Below are 20,570 nucleotides of genomic sequence, written 5' to 3' on the forward strand. Positions count from 1 at the left end.
TACTAAACATCAAGCATCTAACCAAATAATCAAGGCAATAATCTATTGATTATGAATACAAAAGAGGGCATCCGTTTTTTGGACACCCTCTTTATCCAAACCAAAACTTTACTCAAGCTATTATCATTGTAATTAGTGTGCAGGTTCGCGTCGCGGACAAGCAGGTAGCTTTACTTCATTATCCTGTCCTTCGTAGCATGACTCCATGCAGTCGCTCGGATCGCAGCAGGTATGACAAACTCTTTTGAAAGCAGCGTAGCTTAGCAGTTCCACACCTGGAGCAAGGAAGTCATCTTTAACTGGCTCATCCTTCATTAAATCTGTACTCAGGTACTTCTTATTATCGTCGGCAAAAACCGTAACTACCACGGCATCCGGTCCAAGTTCTTCTTGTATCTTAAGGGCTCCCAGGAAGTTGGCCCCGCTGGAGATGCCAACGCCTAAGCCTAACTGAGCACTCAGCTTTTGAGCCATTATTATAGCATCGCCATCATCAACGCTAACTATCTCATCCAGTTCATCAAGTTTTACTATTGAAGGGATGAATTCATCTGAAATTCCCTGAATGCGGTGCTTGCCTACTTTATAGCCAGTTGACATCGTAGGGGAATTCGATGGTTCAAGTGGATGGATTTTTATACCAGCAACCTTTTCTCGCAAGTATTTACCCACGCCCATTACGGTACCTCCTGTGCCTACACCAGCTACAAATGCAGCAGGCTCCAATGAACGAAATTTTAACTGCCAATATAGTTCAGGACCAGTGGTGGTGTAGTGTGCTTCGCAATTGTCGTAGTTAGAAAACTGACGTGGAAGAAATGTGTTGTCATTATCAGCAGCCAGTTGATTGGCCATTTCAATACTTCCCAGGAAACCGCCTTCTTCAGGTGTTACTAACCGGATGCTGGCGCCAAAGCTTTTTATTAGATTTTTTCGTTCCTGACTCATCCAGTTAGGCATAAATATAGTTACTGGATGTCCCATGGCTCTTCCCACACCAGAAAACGCAATACCAGTATTACCACTTGTGGCTTCTATGATTCGGTCTCCCGAATTTAATTCGCCATTTTCATAGGCTTTGGTCAGAATATGATAGGCCATACGATCTTTAATGCTACCGGTTAAGTTAAGAAACTCAGCTTTAGCATAAATCTTTCGTATTGTGCCTTTGTATTCAAACTCTATGGCCAGCAATGGCGTATTGCCAACTAAAGTTGATATGCCTTGTATTCGTTTAAATTGCTTTTCATTCATGGTGTAAGAATTAAATATATCGATTGCTTATAGTTTGTTATATGCTCTAAAGACACTTATACTTAGCTTTAGGGTGACAATGATACATGAAAAATGTATACTATACTTATGATTTTTTGCACTCAGTATAATTGAATTTCTTAAAGATGAATTACTAAGATAGCAGGTTAGCATAGCAAAGCGCCCAATTAATATGATGATCAATTGGGCGCTTTATAAGCTGAGTAGTTATGCTAATTGAAATTGAGGTGACGGCCTCTGTTCATATGGTGCCTGTCAAACCATATTCTTTCTTCATCACTCATCTGGCTTCTAATGGCCTGCATTTTAGAGGAACGCAGTTTGGCAATATCAAGCCTTAATGCAGCTTGCTTGTCAATTAGTTGATCAACTTTCTTAAGATCAACCGATTTACCTGAGGTCATGGTTTTAAGTTGCGCATCGAGCTCGTTTAGCTGATTAGTAAGTGGTTGCTGTTGTTTTAATAAGTCAATATGAGCTTGTTTGATAGTCTGTTGCATTTCATCACTTAACATTGCTGGGGAATTTGCTGAACCATAACCACGTCCATAGCCATTGCCGTTTCCTTTTCCTTGGCCATTGCCTCTTCCATAACCAGGCTGGTTGTTTTTACCTTGCCCTCGTCCGCCTCTTAAAGCCTGATTATCGCATTGTCCCTTATTAAAGTTCCGACCTTGGTTGGGTCCCATGCCATTTTTGGGACCTCGTTTACCATTAAAGCTATCAAATGTTACTATCTGGTCATCAGTTAAAAACGATTTGACAGTTTGCTGGTGTCTGATACGTTGTTTTTGGATGGAGGTCTTCACTTTATTCATCTCTGCCATAATGTTGTCAAGGGCTTGCTGGTCAATCGGCTCAGTGGTTTCTATAGTGCGTCTTTTCGCCTGTAGCTCACCCAAACGGTTTCTGTCGGCCTGCACATCTTTCTGAAACTTCACTCTTTCAGCATTCATTTTGTCTTGTTGCTCATCTGTCAAATCATCTATAATGCAATACTGATTTGGAGCGTTAACCGGACAGTTTGACTGCCTGAATCCTTTGTTACGTTGCGCTGTTGCATTGCCAATAGTTATGGCTATTAATGCTAAAGCTAAAAAATATCTGTTTTTCATCGGTTTATTATTAAAATGTTCAACAAAAGGGTATAGTTATCACATCTCAGCAAGCGCGCATTTGCTAAGTGTTAGATATTTAAAGTGTTATGAATTAGTGGTTTTTTCTACGACCTCTGAAGCGTTTTCGGTGACCGTCTTTCATTATTCTCGAACGCAATAGCTTATCCAGCATCTCACGTTGCTCATCTGTTTCGCATACATTTCTTAGTTTTCGGAAATGTTGGTAGTTAATCTCTTCAATTTGTTGCTGCCCGAAGGCTAGCTGGTTCATCAAATTACGGATTTTTATCGTGTCAGTATTATTACTGAATGTTTCATTCATCAATAACTGGCGCAGACTATCTAATTCTATGTGGCTTTTATACATCTGTTTTGAGTGGTCTTGCCAAAGCTGATACATTTCCTCAAATTGTTCTTCGTTTATGGAAGTGTTCTGCAGGAGCATGCCTCGCATTTGATCGCGGTATTCTTCTTTATTAAAGCGTCGCACATCCTCATTTTGCTCTGGCTCCTTTTCATACCACCATATACCCAGTAATACGAGGTTGCCCAGTAAAAAGAGGCTCAGTATAATCCAGCAAAGCTTACACGAATATCTCATATTACTTCAGTGTTTGATTGTTAGCAATAAAAGTGTTTTCACTATTATATTCATACCAGTTGGTTGTGGTTTCCAACTGATACACAGTTGCCCAGTCGCTCTCGTTTGATTCAATGTTTTTAGTGGCAGTTGTTAAAATAAAAAGATTGCTTGTAAATACAATAATTGCAGCCGCTGCAGCAACTTGTAATAGCATTTTAATATACTTCGATGCCGGACGTTCCATCTGTACCTTAACCATCACTTTGTCGATAAAACCGTCAGATGGTTCGTAATTGGTAACCAGCATCTGATTCAGCAGCTGGTCAATTTCGTCTATATGTTTTTTATTCTCTTTCATAATAACACTCACTTTATATGACGATAAGCCTTTCAGTTTCCTGCGCTTATATGAATTCTTCTTTATGGCGAATCAATGTTTCTTTTAATTTTCGTTTGGCTCTTACCAGTAACGACTCAACAGAGGCAATTGTTGTTTCCATTATTTCGGCCACCTCCTGCTGTTTCAGCTCTTTAATTTGGGAGAGGATGATGGCTTTCTTTTGTCGCTCTGGTAGCTGTTCTATGGCCATGTACAGTAATTTCTTTTTATCATCCTCCTCCATACTGTCGCTAGGCATTTGCCAGTTGCTAATACTTAGCCGTTCCAGATCTGTTTTCTCCATCAGCCCAACTTTTCCACTTCCTCTTTTTTGGCGTTTCGATTGGCGGATGAAGTCAAGCGATTTGTTAACCGATAACCGGTAAAGCCAGGTTGAAACAGATGCATCCTTTCTAAAGTTCTTCAATGAACGAAACATCTCTATAAATACCTCTTGTGCTATATCTTCGGCATCGTGCGGGTCGTTTACAAATGACAAACAGATATGAATAACCTTTCTGTGATGCAGCTCCAACAGTTGCCTGAATGCAGCTGTATCACCCTGGTTGATTTGTTCAATTAGTTGTATCTCGTTTATCATTAATTTCTCTCTACAAATCTATAGACGCTAAATGAAAAATAATCCTGTGCTTATCTCAAAAAAAATGAAAGCTCTCTAAAGTTTAGTGATTTGGAGGTGGTAGACGTTTAATGTTGAGTAAGACTGGTAGGTGGTCGCTAACGCCGCCATTGTACCGCGGACCAACATAGGTTCTGTATGGTTTTACCCCACTGAAGGTTAAGTCATCTTCAAGTAGAAATGGTAATGATACGATTCGGTGACTGATGTTATAATTTCGGTTTTCTAGCCAGTTTTTGGATAGAAATATGTGATCAATCAACGACCATTGCCCTTGATATTTATAGGAGCCGCCAATGCGATGATTACTGATATCATTAGGTTTTAATTGAGACTCAATATCGTTTTTTGTAATAAAAGACTGCAGCACATCGGATGTATATTCTGCGTTAAAGTCTCCTATGATCATTAGTTTGGGATTTGTCTCAATCTGTTTTATAGAATCAATGTGTGCTGTTATTCCTTGGGCTACTCTTGTTCTTTTGTGTGTTGACTGCAGGCTGCCTCCGCGCTTGGATGGCCAATGGTTTATAACAAGGTGTATGGTATCTGTTGCAATCACCCCTTTAACGTATAAGGCATCTCTTGTGAAAAACTCACTGCCAGGTTCTGATAGTTTGATTGGCGCTGAAAGAAGTGGAGTAAATACCTCGCGTTTGAATAATAATGCAACGTCAATGCCCCGATGATCATCACACTCAAAATGAATGTAATTGTACTTCAGTGAGGAAAGTCCGGTATTGTAGATTAGTTGTTTGATTACCCATTCATTTTCAATCTCACAAAGACCTATAAGAGCTGGAGCATTCCATCCATTGCTTGCTAATATGGTTTTACTTACATCTGTTAATTTTTTGTACATCCGATTGTGCGACCACCTTTTATCGCCATTATACAAAAACTCTTCATCATTTTTAAGCGAGTCATTTTTGCAATCGAAAAGGTTTTCGACATTGTAGAAAAGAACACTATAACTATTGTCATTATTGCTTTGGGAAAGCAAAGGGCAGGTGGAGAGTAACAGAATAAGGGTAATCGTCTGGCACATTACTTTTTCTCATAGCGTTCATAAGCTCCTAAGTCAGGTCCATCATCCTGCAGTCTGTTAACGCCGTGTATGTCGATGGGGTAGGGCTCTGCAAGTCCGTATGAACCAATATCTTTGGCTGCTGATAGTGTATCGAGTTGGTAATTGTAATCAGGGATGTTAATGAAAGATGGATCGACGTTCAATTGTACATTGATAAACTTCGAATTATCCGAAATATCAAAATCACCCTGTGCTTTAATGATGGCATGGTTGAATTGATATGATGCGTCTATTTCTGGAAATTCAGCATTGTTGTATTTTAAATCAAAACCAATTTCAGATACGCTGTTACCGTATATAATGCAGTTGTTGAATGTGGCTTCTTTTAATGGAATGATCTGTTCTTTATCATTTTGATCGATGTAGTAATTATTAAGGAATACAGCAGGATTACTACGGTAGGTCCAATCGAAATAGTTGGCAAATGTACAATGTGTAAACTGGTAATTACCACCAACTGTCAGGGCAGCCGAGCTGTTACCACAATCTCCAAAAACACTATTTGACACATTGAGGTTTGAGGTTTGAGCCAGCAGACCAAATGTACTTATGTGTTCAATTTTAGTGTTGTTAATCGTAATAGGAGTGTCGTTAAGGCCTACAGAATCAGCTAAGATACCCATCATGCCATTTTTGATGATGCAATTATTGATAGTTGACTGGCCGGAACCAGGTAGCAAGTGGATGTAGCCCCATTGGCCGGGCTTATCGGCATACCAATCTTCTTGTCTGTGCCCGGCAAACACTACCGGTTCTTCAATGCTGCCATTCACATGTAGTGTACCAAGTACCAGCATGCTGGCATCTTTGTAGAAGTATAGGCGGGCTCCCGGGTCAATATTAACCGTTTGCGCCGAATCTACTACAATGTAATCGTAAATCAGATATGGTTTTTCATTTGTTAGTGTCTGGCTATTCAGCCACTCTTTTCGCATCAGTATTACATCTTGCCCATAGGCAACAAGTTGAACGGTTTGCACCTTGTTTTTAGTTCGAAAATAAATTGAGTCAGTAACAACATAAGGGGTGTTGCTGCCAACGGGATCTATGGTGACTTCCACAAAAATGTATAGACTATCTCTGGATCTTATTCGAACATCTTCGGCGTAATTGTCTGAAGAACCATCAATATTAAGACGAAAATCAGAGTCATCACCACCAGCCAGTTCAATTGACTCAATAGCCATATCTTCACTGTAAGGATTATACACTCTGAAGTTTTTGGTAGTTGAGCCAATAGAAGTAAAAATGGTATCGAACATGAGTGTATCGGCCGAAAAGGTAAGTCCCTCTTCACCGCCTCTGAACACAAACTCCCGCTCGCAAGCTGCAAACGCTATTGTGCAGAACACTACTAATATGGTCCGTTCAATCCAATTCATCTCCCTCGTACTCAATCAAATTTTATAGCCCAAATTGCTAAAGGTCCGGAAAGGTTTATTACTGTATGCAAAGTAATAAAACATTGCCCAAAAAACAATACATATTTTTACAATTTGACCAAAAATATTTACAAATTTTAACTAATTAATGATAAAAATGTTTATTCAATAAATATGAACGTACCTTAAGTGCAATTATTTTATTTTGTTTAGAAATTGTTCTCTATTTTGCTACATTCGACACAAATTTATTGACTATGGAAAATAATCAACCCCGCCCTTATACATTCGACCGTGTTGTCAGAATGCTACTTTCTGCATTGGCTTTAGGAGCAGCTTTATACGTTATTAACCTCTTGAAGAATGTACTGGGTCCTTTTATTATAGCTCTGTTTATTGCCTATTTACTGGATCCTTTAGTCAATTTTGTACAGAATAAAATGAGGGTCAGGCATCGGGGCGCATCTGTTTTGTTAACTGTGCTAAGTGTAGGGGTTGTGGTGGTTGTAATTCTTTTATACCTCGTTCCTGCTTTTATTGATGAAATGAATAAGATGGTATACTTGATAAAGGTTTACCTGCAGGCTGTAGATGTGCGAGAGGTGCTGCCATTTGAGATGGAGAAAAGTTTAAGGGAGTTGATCAAGGAAATGGAGTTGGTCAATTACCTCAGTTTTGAGAACCTGACAGAGTTCTTTAAAAAAGTACTGCCTGGTTTCTGGAATTTATTTTCTGGCTCTATGAGAGTTATTGCCGGTATTGTTGGATTACTGGTTGTTATATTATACACCATCTTTATTCTAATGGATTTTCAAAAAATTGGGCAATTTGGTTTAGGTTTGATACCTGCCCGATATCGGGAGGTAACTTCTGAAATATTTGATGATCTGGGGCATTCAATGCATTTGTATTTTCGCTCGCAGGGTTTAATTGCTTTAATTGTTGGTATACTATTGGCGGTAGGATTTAAAATAATAGGCTTGCCAATGGCCATTATTATTGGCTTATTTATCGGTGCCTTAAATATCGTTCCGTATTTGCAGCTGGTTGGCCTGATTCCGGCATTATTGCTAGCTTTACTAAAAGCTATGGAATCGCAGCAGAGCTTCTGGCATGTCGCCTTTTTAGTATTATTGGTCTTAGGTATTGTTCAGCTGATACAAGAAACTGTTCTGGTGCCACGGATTATGGGTAAAACATATGGTATGAATCCTGCGATTGTGCTATTGGCATTATCAATATGGGGCAGTTTAATGGGTTTAATGGGCTTATTATTGGCTTTACCACTAACCTCTGTAATTGTTTCTTATTATAAGCGTTTTGTTTTGCATGAGGAGGCTGGAGAGATTTCAAATATGCTTAATGATGAATAGCTTTAGTGAAGCATGGAGCTAATATCAACAGGCATATTCGAAAGGAAAGGAAAGTTAATCTAATTAAAAACAACAAAACGTAGGATTTTCAAAAGTAAAAGTTAAATTTGTTGCCATATTAATACTTGATGTTATGGCAAATAATATAGAAGCAATAGTTAATCAATTTAAGATTGAAGGCACTTTTGAAGAGGCCAAGATATTTGGTGACGGATTAATCAATACGACTTATAAGGTCAAGACTAAAGAAGCTGATCAGCCAAACTATCTGTTGCAGATAGTGAATCACCATATTTTTAAAAATGTACCTGAGTTAACCAAAAATATAAAGCGGGTAACCGATCATCTTCGTTCGAAACTAGAGCAAATTCCGGGTAGTGATATAAAGCGACAGGTGCTAACGCCTATTGATACGTTTGATGACACTGGTTTTGTGACGGATGAAGACGGTAATTACTGGCGTGTATTTTTATTCATTGAAAATGCCCGCTCGTACAATCAACTTTCCAATGCTAATCAAGCATACGTAGGGGGTAAAGCATTTGGGCAATTTCAAAGCCGTTTGGCCGACTTGCCAGGTGATCCTCTTTATCCTGTTCTGCCAGATTTCCATAATACAGAAATGCGCATCCTCAATTTTATCGAGCGTGTAAAGCAGGATCCGGTAGGACGATTAAAAGAAGTTCAGACTGAAGTGGACTTTTTGATGGAACGTTCAGAAGAGTATAAGAAAATTGTACAAATGGGGCGTGAAGGATTGTTGCCAGAAAGAATTGTTCACCAGGATACAAAGTTTAATAATGTATTGCTCGATGAGAAGGATGATATTTTGTGTGTTATTGATTTGGATACAGTGATGCCAGGTTATGTGTGTTATGATATTGGTGATGCTATCAGAAATGGCGCTAATACTGGCTTGGAAGATGATCCTAATCTGGATAATGTGAGCATGAATATCGAATTATTCGAAGGGTTTATAAAAGGCTTTCTCGAAGAAACAAAAGCAGTTTTGACACCAGCTGAAATTGATACACTGGCTTTTGGTGCCAAACTATTGACTTATGAGCAAGCTGTTCGCTTTTTAGATGATTATATTGATGGAGATAATTACTACAAAGTTAATTCGCCTAATCACAATATCGTAAGAACCAGGGCTCAAATTAAACTTCTACAAAGCATGGAAGATCAATTTGAGCAGATGGAAGCAATTGTGAAGAAGTATGCATCGTAATTAAAAGACCTAACTTAAATTACAGGATAAGGTTTTGAAAATAAAAAAGGGGCCATGAGCCCCTTTTCTTATTGTATGTTTGTCTTTATTAGCGAGAATAGTTTGGTGCTTCACGAGTAATGGTTACATCGTGTGGGTGGCTCTCGTTCATACCTGCATTCGAAATCTTTGTAAATTTCGCGTTGTGCAGATCTTCAATTGTAGCTGCTCCACAATAGCCCATTCCGGCACGCAATCCACCAATCAACTGATAAATTACTTCATACAAAGTTCCTTTGTATGGCACACGAGCTGAAATACCTTCTGGCACCAACTTCTTAATATCATCTTCCACATCCTGGAAGTAACGGTCTTTAGAACCTTGCTGCATCGCTTCAACAGAACCCATGCCACGGTAGGCTTTAAACTTACGACCATTATAAATAATGGTATCACCTGGCGACTCATCAACACCGGCAAATAATCCGCCAAGCATTACTGCATGACCACCAGCAGCCAGGGCTTTTACAATATCACCTGAGTAACGAATACCACCATCAGCAATTACTGGTACGCCAGTTCCTTCAAGGGCTTTTGATACATCATAAATGGCAGATAACTGAGGTACACCAACACCTGCAATTACACGAGTTGTACAAATCGAACCCGGACCGATACCTACTTTAACGCCATCGGCACCAGCCTTCACCAAATCAAGTGCAGCCTGAGCTGTAGCAATGTTACCAACTACCACTTCAAGGTCTGGATACTTTTCCTTGGCCTTTTTCAAAGTTTCCAGAACTCCAACACTGTGTCCGTGTGCAGTGTCAATTACAATGGCATCCACATTTGCTTCTACCAATGCATCGATACGCTCAAATGTATCAGCGGTAATACCAACACCAGCTGCTACGCGCAAACGACCTTTTTCATCTTTACAGGCAAATGGCTTATCTTTTGCCTTGGTAATATCTTTGTAAGTTACCAGTCCAACCAACTTATTGTTAGCATCCACAACGGGCAACTTCTCAATCTTGTACTGCTGAAGAATAGCTGCTGCTTTCTCCAAATTAGTAGTTTGATTAGTGGTCACAAGGTTTTCAGTAGTCATTACCTCATCAATCGAACGATTCATGTCTGGCTCGAAACGCAAGTCACGGTTGGTAACAATTCCTACCAGATAGCCATATTGATCAACTACAGGAATACCTCCAATCTTATACTCTTTCATTAAATCAAGCGCCTGACCAACAGTGCTTCCCTGAAGAATTGTAACAGGGTGATAGATCATTCCGTTTTCAGCACGTTTAACCATCTCTACCTGCTTAGCCTGATCTTTAATTGGCATGTTTTTATGAATTACACCAATTCCTCCTTCGCGAGCAATCGCTATTGCCAAACGCGCTTCAGTTACTGTATCCATTGCAGCTGATACAATTGGTGTTTTCAATTCAATATTCTTTGAAAAACGACCGTTTAACTTGACATCGCGTGGTAACACCTGCGAAAAGGCAGGAATGAGTAAAACATCATCGAATGTTAAACCTTCAGAAACGATTTTATCCTCATTAAATGACATGGAACCTTGTTTTTGGGATTTAAAAATTTTGGCAAAAGTAGTAAAAAAAAACACTCACTAGCGTTAATTGTGAAATATTACAAAGTTAATTTCTGATAGTCAACAGTAATCTATTAATTGTCGGCTGCTTACAAGTTTAAATGCATATTTTTTCGGAGGACCTGATGCACCTCAAGAGTCATAATATTACCTTTGCTTTTGCATGAACATCTTTCATCATATACTTAAACAATACTGGGGCTATGATTCCTTCCGCCCCTTGCAAGAAGATATTATTCAGTCGGTAGCCGATGGTAAAGACACCATTGGCCTGATGCCAACGGGTGGCGGAAAGTCGCTGACATTTCAGGTGCCCGCTCTAGCCACTGAGGGTATCTGCATTGTTATTACACCACTAATTGCTTTGATGAAAGATCAGGTGAACAACCTCAAAAGCAAAGGTATTAAAGCAGCCGCCATTCACTCCGGACTATCCAGAGATGAAATAAACACCCTACTTGACAATTGTATTTTTGGAGGTGTTAAGTTTCTGTATATTTCTCCTGAGCGACTAGGAACAGAGATTTTCCAGGAGAAGATACAGCAAATGCCAGTTAATTTGCTGGCTGTGGATGAGGCACACTGCATCTCGCAATGGGGTTATGATTTCAGGCCATCTTACCTTAAGATTGCCATCATAAGAGAATTACTTCCCGATACACCTGTGCTAGCATTAACAGCCACAGCCACTCCTGAGGTGGTTGATGACATACAGGAACGGCTTTTGTTTAAGGAGAAGAACCTGTTTCAAAAAAGCTTTAAGCGCGACAACCTCGTATATGTAGTCAGACAGGCAGAAGATAAAGAGCAGCAATTACTCAACATCATTAATAAGGTGCCCGGCAGTGCTGTTGTGTATGTTCGCAATCGCAAGAAAACACAGGAATACGCCGAGCTACTGATTAAAAATGGCATTTCTGCCAGCTCGTTTCATGCCGGTATGCCTCAGGAAGCCAAGGACCTGAGGCAAAAACGCTGGACCGACGGCGAGATACGGGTTATTGTTTCCACTAATGCATTTGGAATGGGTATTGACAAACCCGATGTACGACTGGTTGTGCACATGGATGCGCCCGACTCACTGGAAGCCTATTTTCAGGAAGCCGGACGTGCCGGACGTGACGGGAAGAAAGCCTTCGCAGTGCTGTTGTGGTCCAACAACGATAAGGTACGATTGAAGCGATCAATATCCGTAAGCTTCCCTGAAAAGGAGAAGATACTGGCTGTTTATGAAGCTCTGGGTAATTTTCTGCAGGTGGCTGTTGGTAGTGGGTTTGGTATGGTGTATGATTTTAACCTGACTCTTTTCTGCAAAAACTATCGTATGAACCTTATGACGGTTTTTAACAGTCTGAAGTTATTACAACGTGCTGGCTATATCGAGTTCACCGAAGAGCTGCAACTGTCAGCAAAAGTTCACTTTATCATACGGCGTGACGACCTGTATAAGTTTCAGGTGGCCAACGAAGATTTTGACAGCTTTATAAAGCTATTACTCCGTTCATATACCGGGCTATTTACTGAATATGTAGCCATTAATGAGGAATTGCTGGCTAAACGTATGGGCGTAGAGCGCAACACCATTTATCAATTTCTTGTTAAACTCAGTCAGTTGCGTGTTATCAAATACATCCCCCAGAAAAAAACACCGCTTATCACCTATACCACGTCGCGGGAAGACAGCAAGTATATTGAGCTGCGCAAGGAAGTATATAAAGACCGGAAAGCAAAGTATGAGCAACGCATACAAAGTGTTATTGAGTATGGTACTATCAATCATATCTGCAGAAGCAAGCAGTTGCTCAGATATTTTGGTCAGCAAGGTGGCGAAAACTGCGGCATGTGCGATGTATGTCAGAGCATGAAGAAAACAGACCTGTCGGTTCAAACATTTGATGCCTTGCAGGAGCAGATCATTAAAGAGCTTTCATCTCAACCTTTAGCTTTTGATCAATTACTGATTAAACTCAACGCCAAACAGGAAGACTTTTCAAAAGTGCTGAGATGGTTGGAAGAATATGAGGTGGTTAGTGAGAACCAAGCCGGCTTGTTGGAAATTATACGCATACCATAAGTCACCAGAAATCGAATTATTTGTCTTAGCTTTGAGCAAAATTACTTAACATGGTATACTCTAATTCTCCATACAACCTCATCGTCGTGCTGGGGCCAACCGCCTCTGGCAAAACGACCTTTGCAGCTCATTTAGCTAAATATCTGGATGGAGAAATAATCAGTGCCGACTCGCGACAATTATACCGCGGCATGGATTTGGGAACCGGCAAAGATATTGAGGATTACACCATTGATGGCTACACCATTCCGCATCACCTTATCGACATTGTAGATGCAGGCTATAAGTACAATGTATTCGAATATCAGGCCGACTTTTTTAAAGCCTTTGAGCAGGTGCAAGCCAATAAGCATTGGCCAATTATGTGTGGTGGTACTGGTATGTATATCGAATCTGTACTCAAGAAATACAAACTGATTAATGTGCCGGTTAATCAGGAGTTACGAGACAGCCTGCAAGGTAAAAATTTACAGGAACTGAGCGGCATACTATCCACATACAAATCATTACATAACCAAACGGATACAGATACTGTGAAGCGAGCCATTCGCGCCATTGAAATAGAAGAGTACTATAAGGAGAATCCGGAGATAGAGGTTGAGTTACCGGATGTTAATCCGCTTATAATAGGCGTTAACATTGACCGCGAAGCAAGACGCCGGAAAATAACCTCACGCTTAAAGAAACGCCTCGATGAAGGCATGATTGATGAAGTAAAGCAACTGCTGGACAGCGGTGTTGAACCCGAAGACCTTATTTATTATGGTTTAGAATATAAATACCTGACTATGCATGTAATGGGGCAGCTTAGCTACAAACAGATGTTTGATAAGCTGAATGTGGCCATTCATCAGTTTGCCAAACGTCAGATGACCTGGTTCAGAGGCATGGAACGAAAAGGCGCCAATATACACTGGATTGACGCCTTTGATTCAATGAATGATCGCATAGCCAACGTAACTGACCTGCTTAAAGGTTAACGGGCTTTGTAGGATACTACCTGATTAGCAAAAAAGGTAGGAACCAGTATTTCATTGGTATGCGGATTAAAACCAATATCTGCACACTGTACATTTTGCTCAGTAGTATTTAGTAGCTGAACCGGTTCTTTTCCGGGAACATAACGATACAATTCACCTTTCCAGAAGGAATAATAGTAGCCGCCTTGTCCGTCAGCTTCAATGCCATCCGCCTGACCGCCTGTTTCCAGAAATATTTCAGTCTGTTTTGTAGCAACATCAATCTTGACAATATTGTTATTGGTGCCCAATAGCACATGCTTCTTTTCTGCATAAAGACCGTTGATTCGACCCCAATCAGTATTTTTCAACCATACCGTAAGTTCATCTCCATCCAATTTATAGATAACAGATGTGCTGGAATCAGATATGAGAATATCACCAGAATGCGTAATGGTTACATCATTTAAAAATTTTGCCTGAGGCTGATGTATTTTTCTGACTATCGCTGCCTTTTTAATGTCAATAATCACCAAATAATCAATATCAGACACATAAAGCAGCCCTTCTTTTATAGCCATCCCCTTTGGAGCATTTAATTCATCTACCCACTTTAATTCAATTACTTTTCCATCAGCCGATAGTTTGGAAATAAAGCCGTTTCCATCTATTTCGGAAGGCTTTCCGGAAACATTAGAAACGAAAATGCAGTTTTCCTTGTCATAATATTTTACTGACTCTGGTACTTCAAGGTCTACACTGGTTTCCCACACCTTGCTAACTTGGCCGATTGCGAGATTAGGAATGAGGATTAATGCGATTAAAAGTTTATTCATAATCATTTTTTATTCGTTTATGGAATTTTTTAGTCTGATGATAAATATAAATAACATTTTTCGAGGTTTCAACGTACTGTGTATAGACGATTTACGAATGAGTGTGTTCAATAGCGTGCTGTAAAGGGTTTTTATCCCGATGGTAATGCATTATTTTAGTACGCGATCTAAATACCCAAACAATGGAAAGCATTGAAGACTATATCTTGAGAATTACGAAGTTGGCCAATAGAAATAAGGAGTTGAACGATCAATTGCAAGGACTCGTTGGGCGGTATGAAATCATTCAGAAGCAAAATGAAAAGTACCTCAATTTACTTTCGGAATATTCCTATGAGGAGATTGAAGAGCGTTTGAAGGTACCTTCCAAAAAACGGGTAAAACGTTTCAGGATGGTTTCGGTGCTTCATGCCACCATTAAAGGATTTGATCGGATAAATGGTAATGCCCATTCACAAAAACTGATTGATGCATTGGATGAGCTATACCTGCAGTTTGATGATATTGCAAAGAAATACGGGGTATTAAAGGTTAAAACAATAGGCGACACATTTTTATTTGCAGGTGGCGTACTTGAAGAAAACAGAACCAACCCCATTGACGTGGTCAATACTGCATTGGAAATGCAAGCTGCAGCTGACGCATGCCTTATTAATGGTGACACAGAGCCTTTCTGGAAAGTCAGCATTGGCATCCATACAGGGCCGGTACTTGGTGAACCAACCGGCAAAAAGAGCTCACCCTATACTTTAACCGGCGAGAGTGTAAATATTGCATCGCGCATGGGTATGGCCTGTAAAGAAGGTGAAATCAACATATCGGTAATGACCTATGAGCTTATCAAAGAATTCTTCAGCCTGACAGATAATGGCAAGATGCCTGCCAAGTACAAAGGTTTTCTTGATATGTTTAAAGTTAAAGGTATATTACCTGACCTTTCGAAAGAAAGCGAGGGGAGGGTTCCCAATCGCCGATTTAATACCAAATATAGTCTGATTCAGTTTATGGACATCCAGGAAGATTTATTAGACATCCTGGAGCAAAAACTGCCTGAAAATCTATACTATCATAACATTAAGCACACCATTGATGTCATAACCGAGGTGGAGTTAATTGGCTGGGCCGAAGGGCTTAATGAGGAAGAAATATTATTGCTAAAACTGGCGGCTCTCTTCCACGATAGCGGACATACGATAGGTTACCAGGAGCACGAAATGCACGGTGCTAAAATTGCGCGTGATATTTTGAGCAATTACCATTATCCCGAGGATCAGATAGAAACTGTTTGTCGACTGATATTATCTACTAAATTTCCACCGGAACCCAAAGACATATTAGAACAGGTTATTTGTGATTCGGACCTTGACTACCTGGGAAGAAGTGATTTTATTCCCGTATCAAATACACTTTTCCAGGAGCTGAAAGAACGTAATATGATTGGCACCATTGATGAGTGGAACCAGATGCAGCTTGATTTTATCCGGAAGCATCAATACCATACCGAAACAGCGCGTAACTTGCGAGAGGTGAATAAACAAAGTCAGATTGAACGCTTAGAGAGCCTTCTGCAGCTGAGCGAGAAAGCATAAAACAAAGGGCTGAGATCAACTCTCAGCCCTTATTTTTTTTACTTCTTTAATCCACAACGTTTTAATAATGGATCAATGGATGGCTCGTGGCCTCTGAAGTTCTTGTAAAGCAACATAGGATGAGCTGTGCCTCCTTTTTCAAGTATTTCCCTACGAAAAGCCTGTGCCGTATCTTTATCAAAAATGCCATTTTCTTTAAACGCTTCAAAAGCGTCGGCATCCAACACTTCGGCCCATTTATAGCCATAATAGCCGGCAGCATAACCACCATCAAAGATGTGCGCAAAACCGGTTGAAAAAGCCGTCCCCTCCACAGTTGGAAACAGCTCGGTAGGCGCCATTGCTTGCTTTTCAAACTCAATCACATCACCCTCAAAAGGCTCCTCTAGCGAATGCCAGGCCATATCATTCATTCCAAAACTCAATTGACGCACTGTTGCATAACCACTCTGATAGTTCTCGCTATCTATAATTTTTTGAATCAGTTCGTCCGGGATAACTTCGTCTGTTTGGTAATGCACGCCTACATCTTTCAGCCATTCTTTTTGCGTTGCCCAGTTTTCCATAATCTGTGAAGGCAACTCCACGAAATCGCGGTAAACATTTGTGCCAGCCAGACTCTCGTAGGTGACTTTACTAAACATCCCGTGCAAGGCGTGTCCAAATTCATGCAGAAATGTTTGTACCTCATTAAAGGTTAATAAGGAAGGCTTCTTATCGGTTGGTCGTGTGAAGTTACATACAATGGAAATATGCGGACGCACATCGCCTGAACCATCGTGATGCTGATCCCTGAAGCTGGTCATCCAGGCACCTCCCTGTTTGGTTGTTCTTGGAAAATAATCGACATAGAAAACACTTAAAAAAGTACCGTCAGTATCAAATACTTCGTAGGTTTTCACTTCATTGTGATACACTGAAATAGCCTTACTTTCTTTAAATGTAATACCATACAACCTGGTTGCTAGGCCCAGAACGCCTTGCTCTACTTTTTCCAACTGGAAGTAAGGTCTTGTTGCTTCGTCATCCAAGCCATACTTTACGGCCTTTAACTTCTCACTGTAGAATGCATAATCCCATCGTTGAAGCGTTCCTTCGAAACCATGCTGGAGTGCATAATTCTCTACATCTTTTACATCTTGTTTAGCCACATCCAAAGAGGCATCAAGCAATTCCTTTAGAAAGCTATTCACCTTATCGGGATGCAAGGCCATATGCTCTTCCAATACGAAATGTGCGTGACTCTTATAACCGAGTAACTGGGCCTTTTCTACCCTCAGGTTGACTATCTGTCTGATTAAATCTTTATTGTCATGCTGATTTTCATTATTGCCTCGTTTGGAATACGCCATGTACATCTGCTTGCGCAAAGCCCTGTTTTCAGCATATTTCATAAACGGCATGTAGCTGGGAAACTGTAAGGTAAAAATCCAGCCGTCTTTACCTTGTGCTTTGGCAAGAGCTGAAGCGGCTTCCATAACACCATCCGGCAAACCAGCTAACTCATCAGCATTGGTAATATGCAACTGAAAAGCATTGGTCTCGGCCAGCAGGTTTTCGCCAAACTGCAAGGTTAATTTGGACAGTTGTGTAGTGATTTCACGGTAGCGTTCGCGAGCGGTCCTCTCGAGTAAAGCACCTTTTCTTACAAACCCCTTGTAAGTTTCATCCAGCAACTGATTTTGTTCATGGCTCAGCTCATCCCTGTTTTGGCTATCGTGCACCTGCTTCACTTTTCTGAATAAGCTGGCATTTAGCCATATATCATTGGAATACTCGGTTAATAATGGAGAAACTTCCCTGGCAATACCCTGAATACGTTCATTCGTCTCGGCATGATTGAGATTAAAGAAGATATGGCTGACAATGCCCAATTGGCTACCTGATTTTTCAAGTGACACAATGGTATTGTAAAAATCAGGGATAGACGTGTCGTTAACAATCCGGTCAATTTCCTTTTTTGCTTCTTCAATTAATGCTTTGAAAGAAGGCAGGTAGCTTTCTTCACTAATTTGCTCAAAGGGAGGTGTTTGATGAAGTGTGTCAAATCGGTGTTGTAAAATATTTTGTGCCATTATGTCTTTTTAGTTTTTTAATTATCAATCAATGGGCTGTCTAAGGTCATTTCTTTAACACAGCCAGTCAGCAAAAGTAAACATCAATTGCATTAAATTTCATTAAGTAACAACAAACCTTTTTGAATAACGTTCGTTAAAAATCCTTAACAGGCAGATGTTAGTTTATTATCAACATCAAAAGCTTTATAAAATAAATTCATTTACAATTAATTAAGATGAACAAACCAGTTTTTATTGCCATTTGCACATTGGTATATATATTTTCCTCTTCGGTAAAGGCCGACAATAATGAACTGAAAAAGATACTTAGCAGTAAAGAAATCAAGCGCATCGAATCGGCAGAAAAGCTAATTGCCAAAGGCGATGCGTTGCTTAAGGAAACCCAGGAGATTGAAGACGAAATTAATACGCTTAAAGATGCTGAGGGTCGCATTAAAACTGGCAAGATAAATAAGCGTAACAAGAAGGTGGCAGAGATAAAGGTCAAAGCTTCATTGTATTACCAGGATGGATACAAGCGCTATATTGATGTCTTAGACGATCACATCAGGGACTATGACAAATCGGGCAACTCACAAGCCAGCCAGGCACGCGACGATGTTAGAGCATTAGAAAAGAAAGCCCGCAAACTTTACAATAAAGCTGAAAACAAGCCTTCGGCTGAAAAAATGATTGAGTTTATTGAGTTGGCGCAGGACAACCAAAAAAAAGCCATTGATATTCATAGCAAATGCATCATTAATTTAAGTGAAGTAGCAGTTGATGCAGAAGAATTAGTGGTAGTTGAAGAGGTGGCTATGCAGGATACAGTTGCTACAGCAGAAATGCCAGTAGACGAGTTAGTAATAGCAACAATTGACACTCTTGAGACGCAAACCGTTGCTCAGTCTGTAATCAGTGATCTGCCTGAAGGTGAGGGGCCGCCAGCTCCGTTGACGGTTCCTGTGGTTATTTCAACAGCAGGGGTCTCCACAGATGCTCTTGCGGCCGATTCGGCCTTGGTTGCCGAAATGGTTGTGGCTGAGCAAATTGAAGCAGAAGTGCCAGAAGAAACACCAGCGTTGTACCCAGATGTATTTTTTACCATACAGATAATGGCCGATAAAAAACCAGCCAGCAATGAGCAGTTAAAAGCTATTTACAGTGGTCAAAAGGAGGTGATTGAGATGAATATCAATGATTGGTACAAATATTCTGTGGGTCGATACCAAAACCTGGATAATGCGAAAGCTGACATGCAAGTCGAAAACATTAAAGGATTTATTGTGGCCTACAACAAAAACGAGCGTATTTCGGTTAAAGAAGCAGAAACATTACTCAACGGAAACTAATAGAAAACAACCTATACAAATTGCATCATGAAGAAGATTCGGTTTATTTTATTTATTGCGTTTATTGCAAGCGCACATGCACTGTTTGGTCAGGGACAGATAATTGATTTTTTGAAGGCAGGACAAGCGGATGCCAATACACTATCGCAGGCCTACTTGCTGCCATATGGCGAAATGCTGGGCGTTAACCTGAATAGTGGTTGGTACAATTCAGCTAAAGTGCATAAGGTTGGTGGATTTGATTTTACAATAACCGCCAGCTATACCACGGCTCCAAACAGTAAAAAAAGTTTTGATCCGCAAAAGCTTCCATTAACAGTTCTGGAGCAAAATACACCAGGTATGGCACCAACTATGGCTGGTAGTGATAAGGAAAGCATGGGTTTTCATTTTAAGGATGACCCGTTTAAAGAGACTGTATTAAATGTTGAAGGTGCCAATGCAGACTTTTTTGTTAGTCCGATGATACAGGCAGCAGTTGGTTTACCTTTTCATACCGAAATCATGGGGCGCTTTATGCCAAAAACTACTTATGGCGATTTTGGGAAAGCAGGTTTATGGGGGCTTGGTGTAAAGCATGAAATTAAAGAGTATATACCATTTGTCAAGCGCGTTCCATTCCTCGAAGCATCAGTATTGGCTGCCTATACAGACTTTACCGCTGACCTGAGTGTTGATGAACCTGGTGTTGGTGCAGGTAAACTTGAGACTTCAGCCGGAGCATTTACATCGCGCCTATTGCTTGGTGTTAATGTACCTGTTGTATCCTTTTATACAGGACTTGGTTACGGTACTACTACCAGTAACTTCGATTTGAAAGGAACTTTTAATGCAGGTGATGAAGGTGAATTAACAGACCCTGTTGCGTTGGAATACAAAACTGACGGTTTTGATTTTAATGCTGGTATGCGCATTCGATTGGGTATTTTCTCAATACATGGTGACTACAGCATTGGAGAGTATGCAGTGATTACCGGAGGTGTTGGTATTAATTTCAGATAAAAACAATAGCTCAAATACAGAGCCCTGATGAAT

The 20,570-nt window shown here is 40.3% G+C and carries 17 protein-coding genes; 7 read left to right on the forward strand and 10 right to left on the reverse strand.

Annotated elements, in window-relative coordinates; all coding sequences use genetic code 11:
• Positions 1 to 132 precede the first annotated feature (132 nt).
• The 7 genes from KDU71_RS17150 to KDU71_RS17180 form a co-directional block, all read right to left on the reverse strand.
• Complete coding sequence (locus KDU71_RS17150; RefSeq protein ID WP_212192325.1) at positions 133 to 1,254, reverse strand: PLP-dependent cysteine synthase family protein; 1,122 nt, start codon at positions 1,252 to 1,254, stop codon at positions 133 to 135.
• A gap of 233 nt (positions 1,255 to 1,487) precedes the next feature.
• A complete protein-coding gene (locus KDU71_RS17155; RefSeq protein ID WP_212192326.1) occupies positions 1,488 to 2,390 on the reverse strand; it encodes a periplasmic heavy metal sensor in 903 nt (300 codons plus the stop codon).
• Between the two features lie 94 nt (positions 2,391 to 2,484).
• Positions 2,485 to 2,994, reverse strand: coding sequence for a Spy/CpxP family protein refolding chaperone (locus KDU71_RS17160; RefSeq protein ID WP_212192327.1), 510 nt, complete (start codon positions 2,992 to 2,994; stop codon positions 2,485 to 2,487).
• A gap of 1 nt (position 2,995) precedes the next feature.
• Positions 2,996 to 3,334 (reverse strand): hypothetical protein, encoded by a 339-nt coding sequence (locus tag KDU71_RS17165; protein ID WP_212192328.1) that lies wholly within the window; start codon positions 3,332 to 3,334, stop codon positions 2,996 to 2,998.
• A gap of 46 nt (positions 3,335 to 3,380) precedes the next feature.
• The gene (locus tag KDU71_RS17170) at positions 3,381 to 3,956 is read right to left on the reverse strand and encodes an RNA polymerase sigma factor (RefSeq protein ID WP_212192329.1); all 576 of its coding nucleotides are present in this window, start codon (positions 3,954 to 3,956) and stop codon (positions 3,381 to 3,383) included.
• Between the two features lie 82 nt (positions 3,957 to 4,038).
• A complete protein-coding gene (locus tag KDU71_RS17175; RefSeq protein ID WP_212192330.1) occupies positions 4,039 to 5,043 on the reverse strand; it encodes an endonuclease/exonuclease/phosphatase family protein in 1,005 nt (334 codons plus the stop codon).
• Positions 5,043 to 6,467 carry a hypothetical protein gene (locus KDU71_RS17180; protein ID WP_212192331.1) on the reverse strand — a complete coding sequence of 475 codons (1,425 nt, stop codon included), beginning with the start codon at positions 6,465 to 6,467 and terminating at the stop codon, positions 5,043 to 5,045. The genes KDU71_RS17175 and KDU71_RS17180 overlap by 1 nt, the downstream gene beginning before the upstream one ends.
• Positions 6,468 to 6,724: 257 nt before the next feature.
• Between KDU71_RS17180 and KDU71_RS17185 the strand changes: the two genes are divergently transcribed.
• Positions 6,725 to 7,840, forward strand: a complete 1,116-nt coding sequence (locus tag KDU71_RS17185; protein ID WP_212192332.1) for an AI-2E family transporter — start codon at positions 6,725 to 6,727, stop codon at positions 7,838 to 7,840.
• Between the two features lie 133 nt (positions 7,841 to 7,973).
• Positions 7,974 to 9,071 (forward strand): phosphotransferase enzyme family protein, encoded by a 1,098-nt coding sequence (locus KDU71_RS17190; RefSeq protein ID WP_212192333.1) that lies wholly within the window; start codon positions 7,974 to 7,976, stop codon positions 9,069 to 9,071.
• A gap of 88 nt (positions 9,072 to 9,159) precedes the next feature.
• Here the strand turns inward: KDU71_RS17190 and guaB are convergent, their stop codons facing one another.
• Positions 9,160 to 10,629 carry an IMP dehydrogenase gene (gene guaB / locus KDU71_RS17195; RefSeq protein WP_212192334.1) on the reverse strand — a complete coding sequence of 490 codons (1,470 nt, stop codon included), beginning with the start codon at positions 10,627 to 10,629 and terminating at the stop codon, positions 9,160 to 9,162.
• Positions 10,630 to 10,831: 202 nt separating this feature from the next.
• Between guaB and KDU71_RS17200 the strand changes: the two genes are divergently transcribed.
• Together KDU71_RS17200 and miaA are read left to right on the forward strand one after the other, a co-directional pair.
• Positions 10,832 to 12,742, forward strand: a complete 1,911-nt coding sequence (locus KDU71_RS17200; RefSeq protein ID WP_212192335.1) for a RecQ family ATP-dependent DNA helicase — start codon at positions 10,832 to 10,834, stop codon at positions 12,740 to 12,742.
• Positions 12,743 to 12,792: 50 nt separating this feature from the next.
• Entirely contained in the window at positions 12,793 to 13,722 is a 930-nt protein-coding gene (gene miaA / locus KDU71_RS17205) for a tRNA (adenosine(37)-N6)-dimethylallyltransferase MiaA (RefSeq protein WP_212192336.1), read from the forward strand.
• Here the strand turns inward: miaA and KDU71_RS17210 are convergent.
• Positions 13,719 to 14,537 carry an SMP-30/gluconolactonase/LRE family protein gene (locus KDU71_RS17210; protein ID WP_212192337.1) on the reverse strand — a complete coding sequence of 273 codons (819 nt, stop codon included), beginning with the start codon at positions 14,535 to 14,537 and terminating at the stop codon, positions 13,719 to 13,721. The genes miaA and KDU71_RS17210 overlap by 4 nt on opposite strands.
• Positions 14,538 to 14,719: 182 nt before the next feature.
• Here KDU71_RS17210 and KDU71_RS17215 point away from each other — a divergent pair, with 182 nt between their 5' ends.
• Positions 14,720 to 16,126: an adenylate/guanylate cyclase domain-containing protein gene (locus KDU71_RS17215; protein ID WP_212192338.1), complete on the forward strand. Its 1,407-nt coding sequence runs from the start codon at positions 14,720 to 14,722 to the stop codon at positions 16,124 to 16,126.
• A gap of 38 nt (positions 16,127 to 16,164) precedes the next feature.
• Here the strand turns inward: KDU71_RS17215 and KDU71_RS17220 are convergent, their stop codons facing one another.
• Positions 16,165 to 18,201 (reverse strand): M3 family metallopeptidase, encoded by a 2,037-nt coding sequence (locus KDU71_RS17220; protein ID WP_212192339.1) that lies wholly within the window; start codon positions 18,199 to 18,201, stop codon positions 16,165 to 16,167.
• A 218-nt stretch (positions 18,202 to 18,419) separates the two neighbouring features.
• On the opposite strand from KDU71_RS17220, the gene KDU71_RS17225 reads away from it, so the two are divergent.
• Both KDU71_RS17225 and KDU71_RS17230 read left to right on the forward strand, forming a co-directional pair.
• Positions 18,420 to 19,535 (forward strand): hypothetical protein, encoded by a 1,116-nt coding sequence (locus KDU71_RS17225; RefSeq protein WP_212192340.1) that lies wholly within the window; start codon positions 18,420 to 18,422, stop codon positions 19,533 to 19,535.
• Between the two features lie 27 nt (positions 19,536 to 19,562).
• Positions 19,563 to 20,537 carry a DUF6588 family protein gene (locus KDU71_RS17230; RefSeq protein ID WP_212192341.1) on the forward strand — a complete coding sequence of 325 codons (975 nt, stop codon included), beginning with the start codon at positions 19,563 to 19,565 and terminating at the stop codon, positions 20,535 to 20,537.
• Positions 20,538 to 20,570 lie beyond the last annotated feature (33 nt).

This window comes from Carboxylicivirga sediminis (assembly GCF_018156225.1).
GTDB classification, from domain to species: Bacteria; Bacteroidota; Bacteroidia; order Bacteroidales; family Marinilabiliaceae; genus Carboxylicivirga; species Carboxylicivirga sediminis.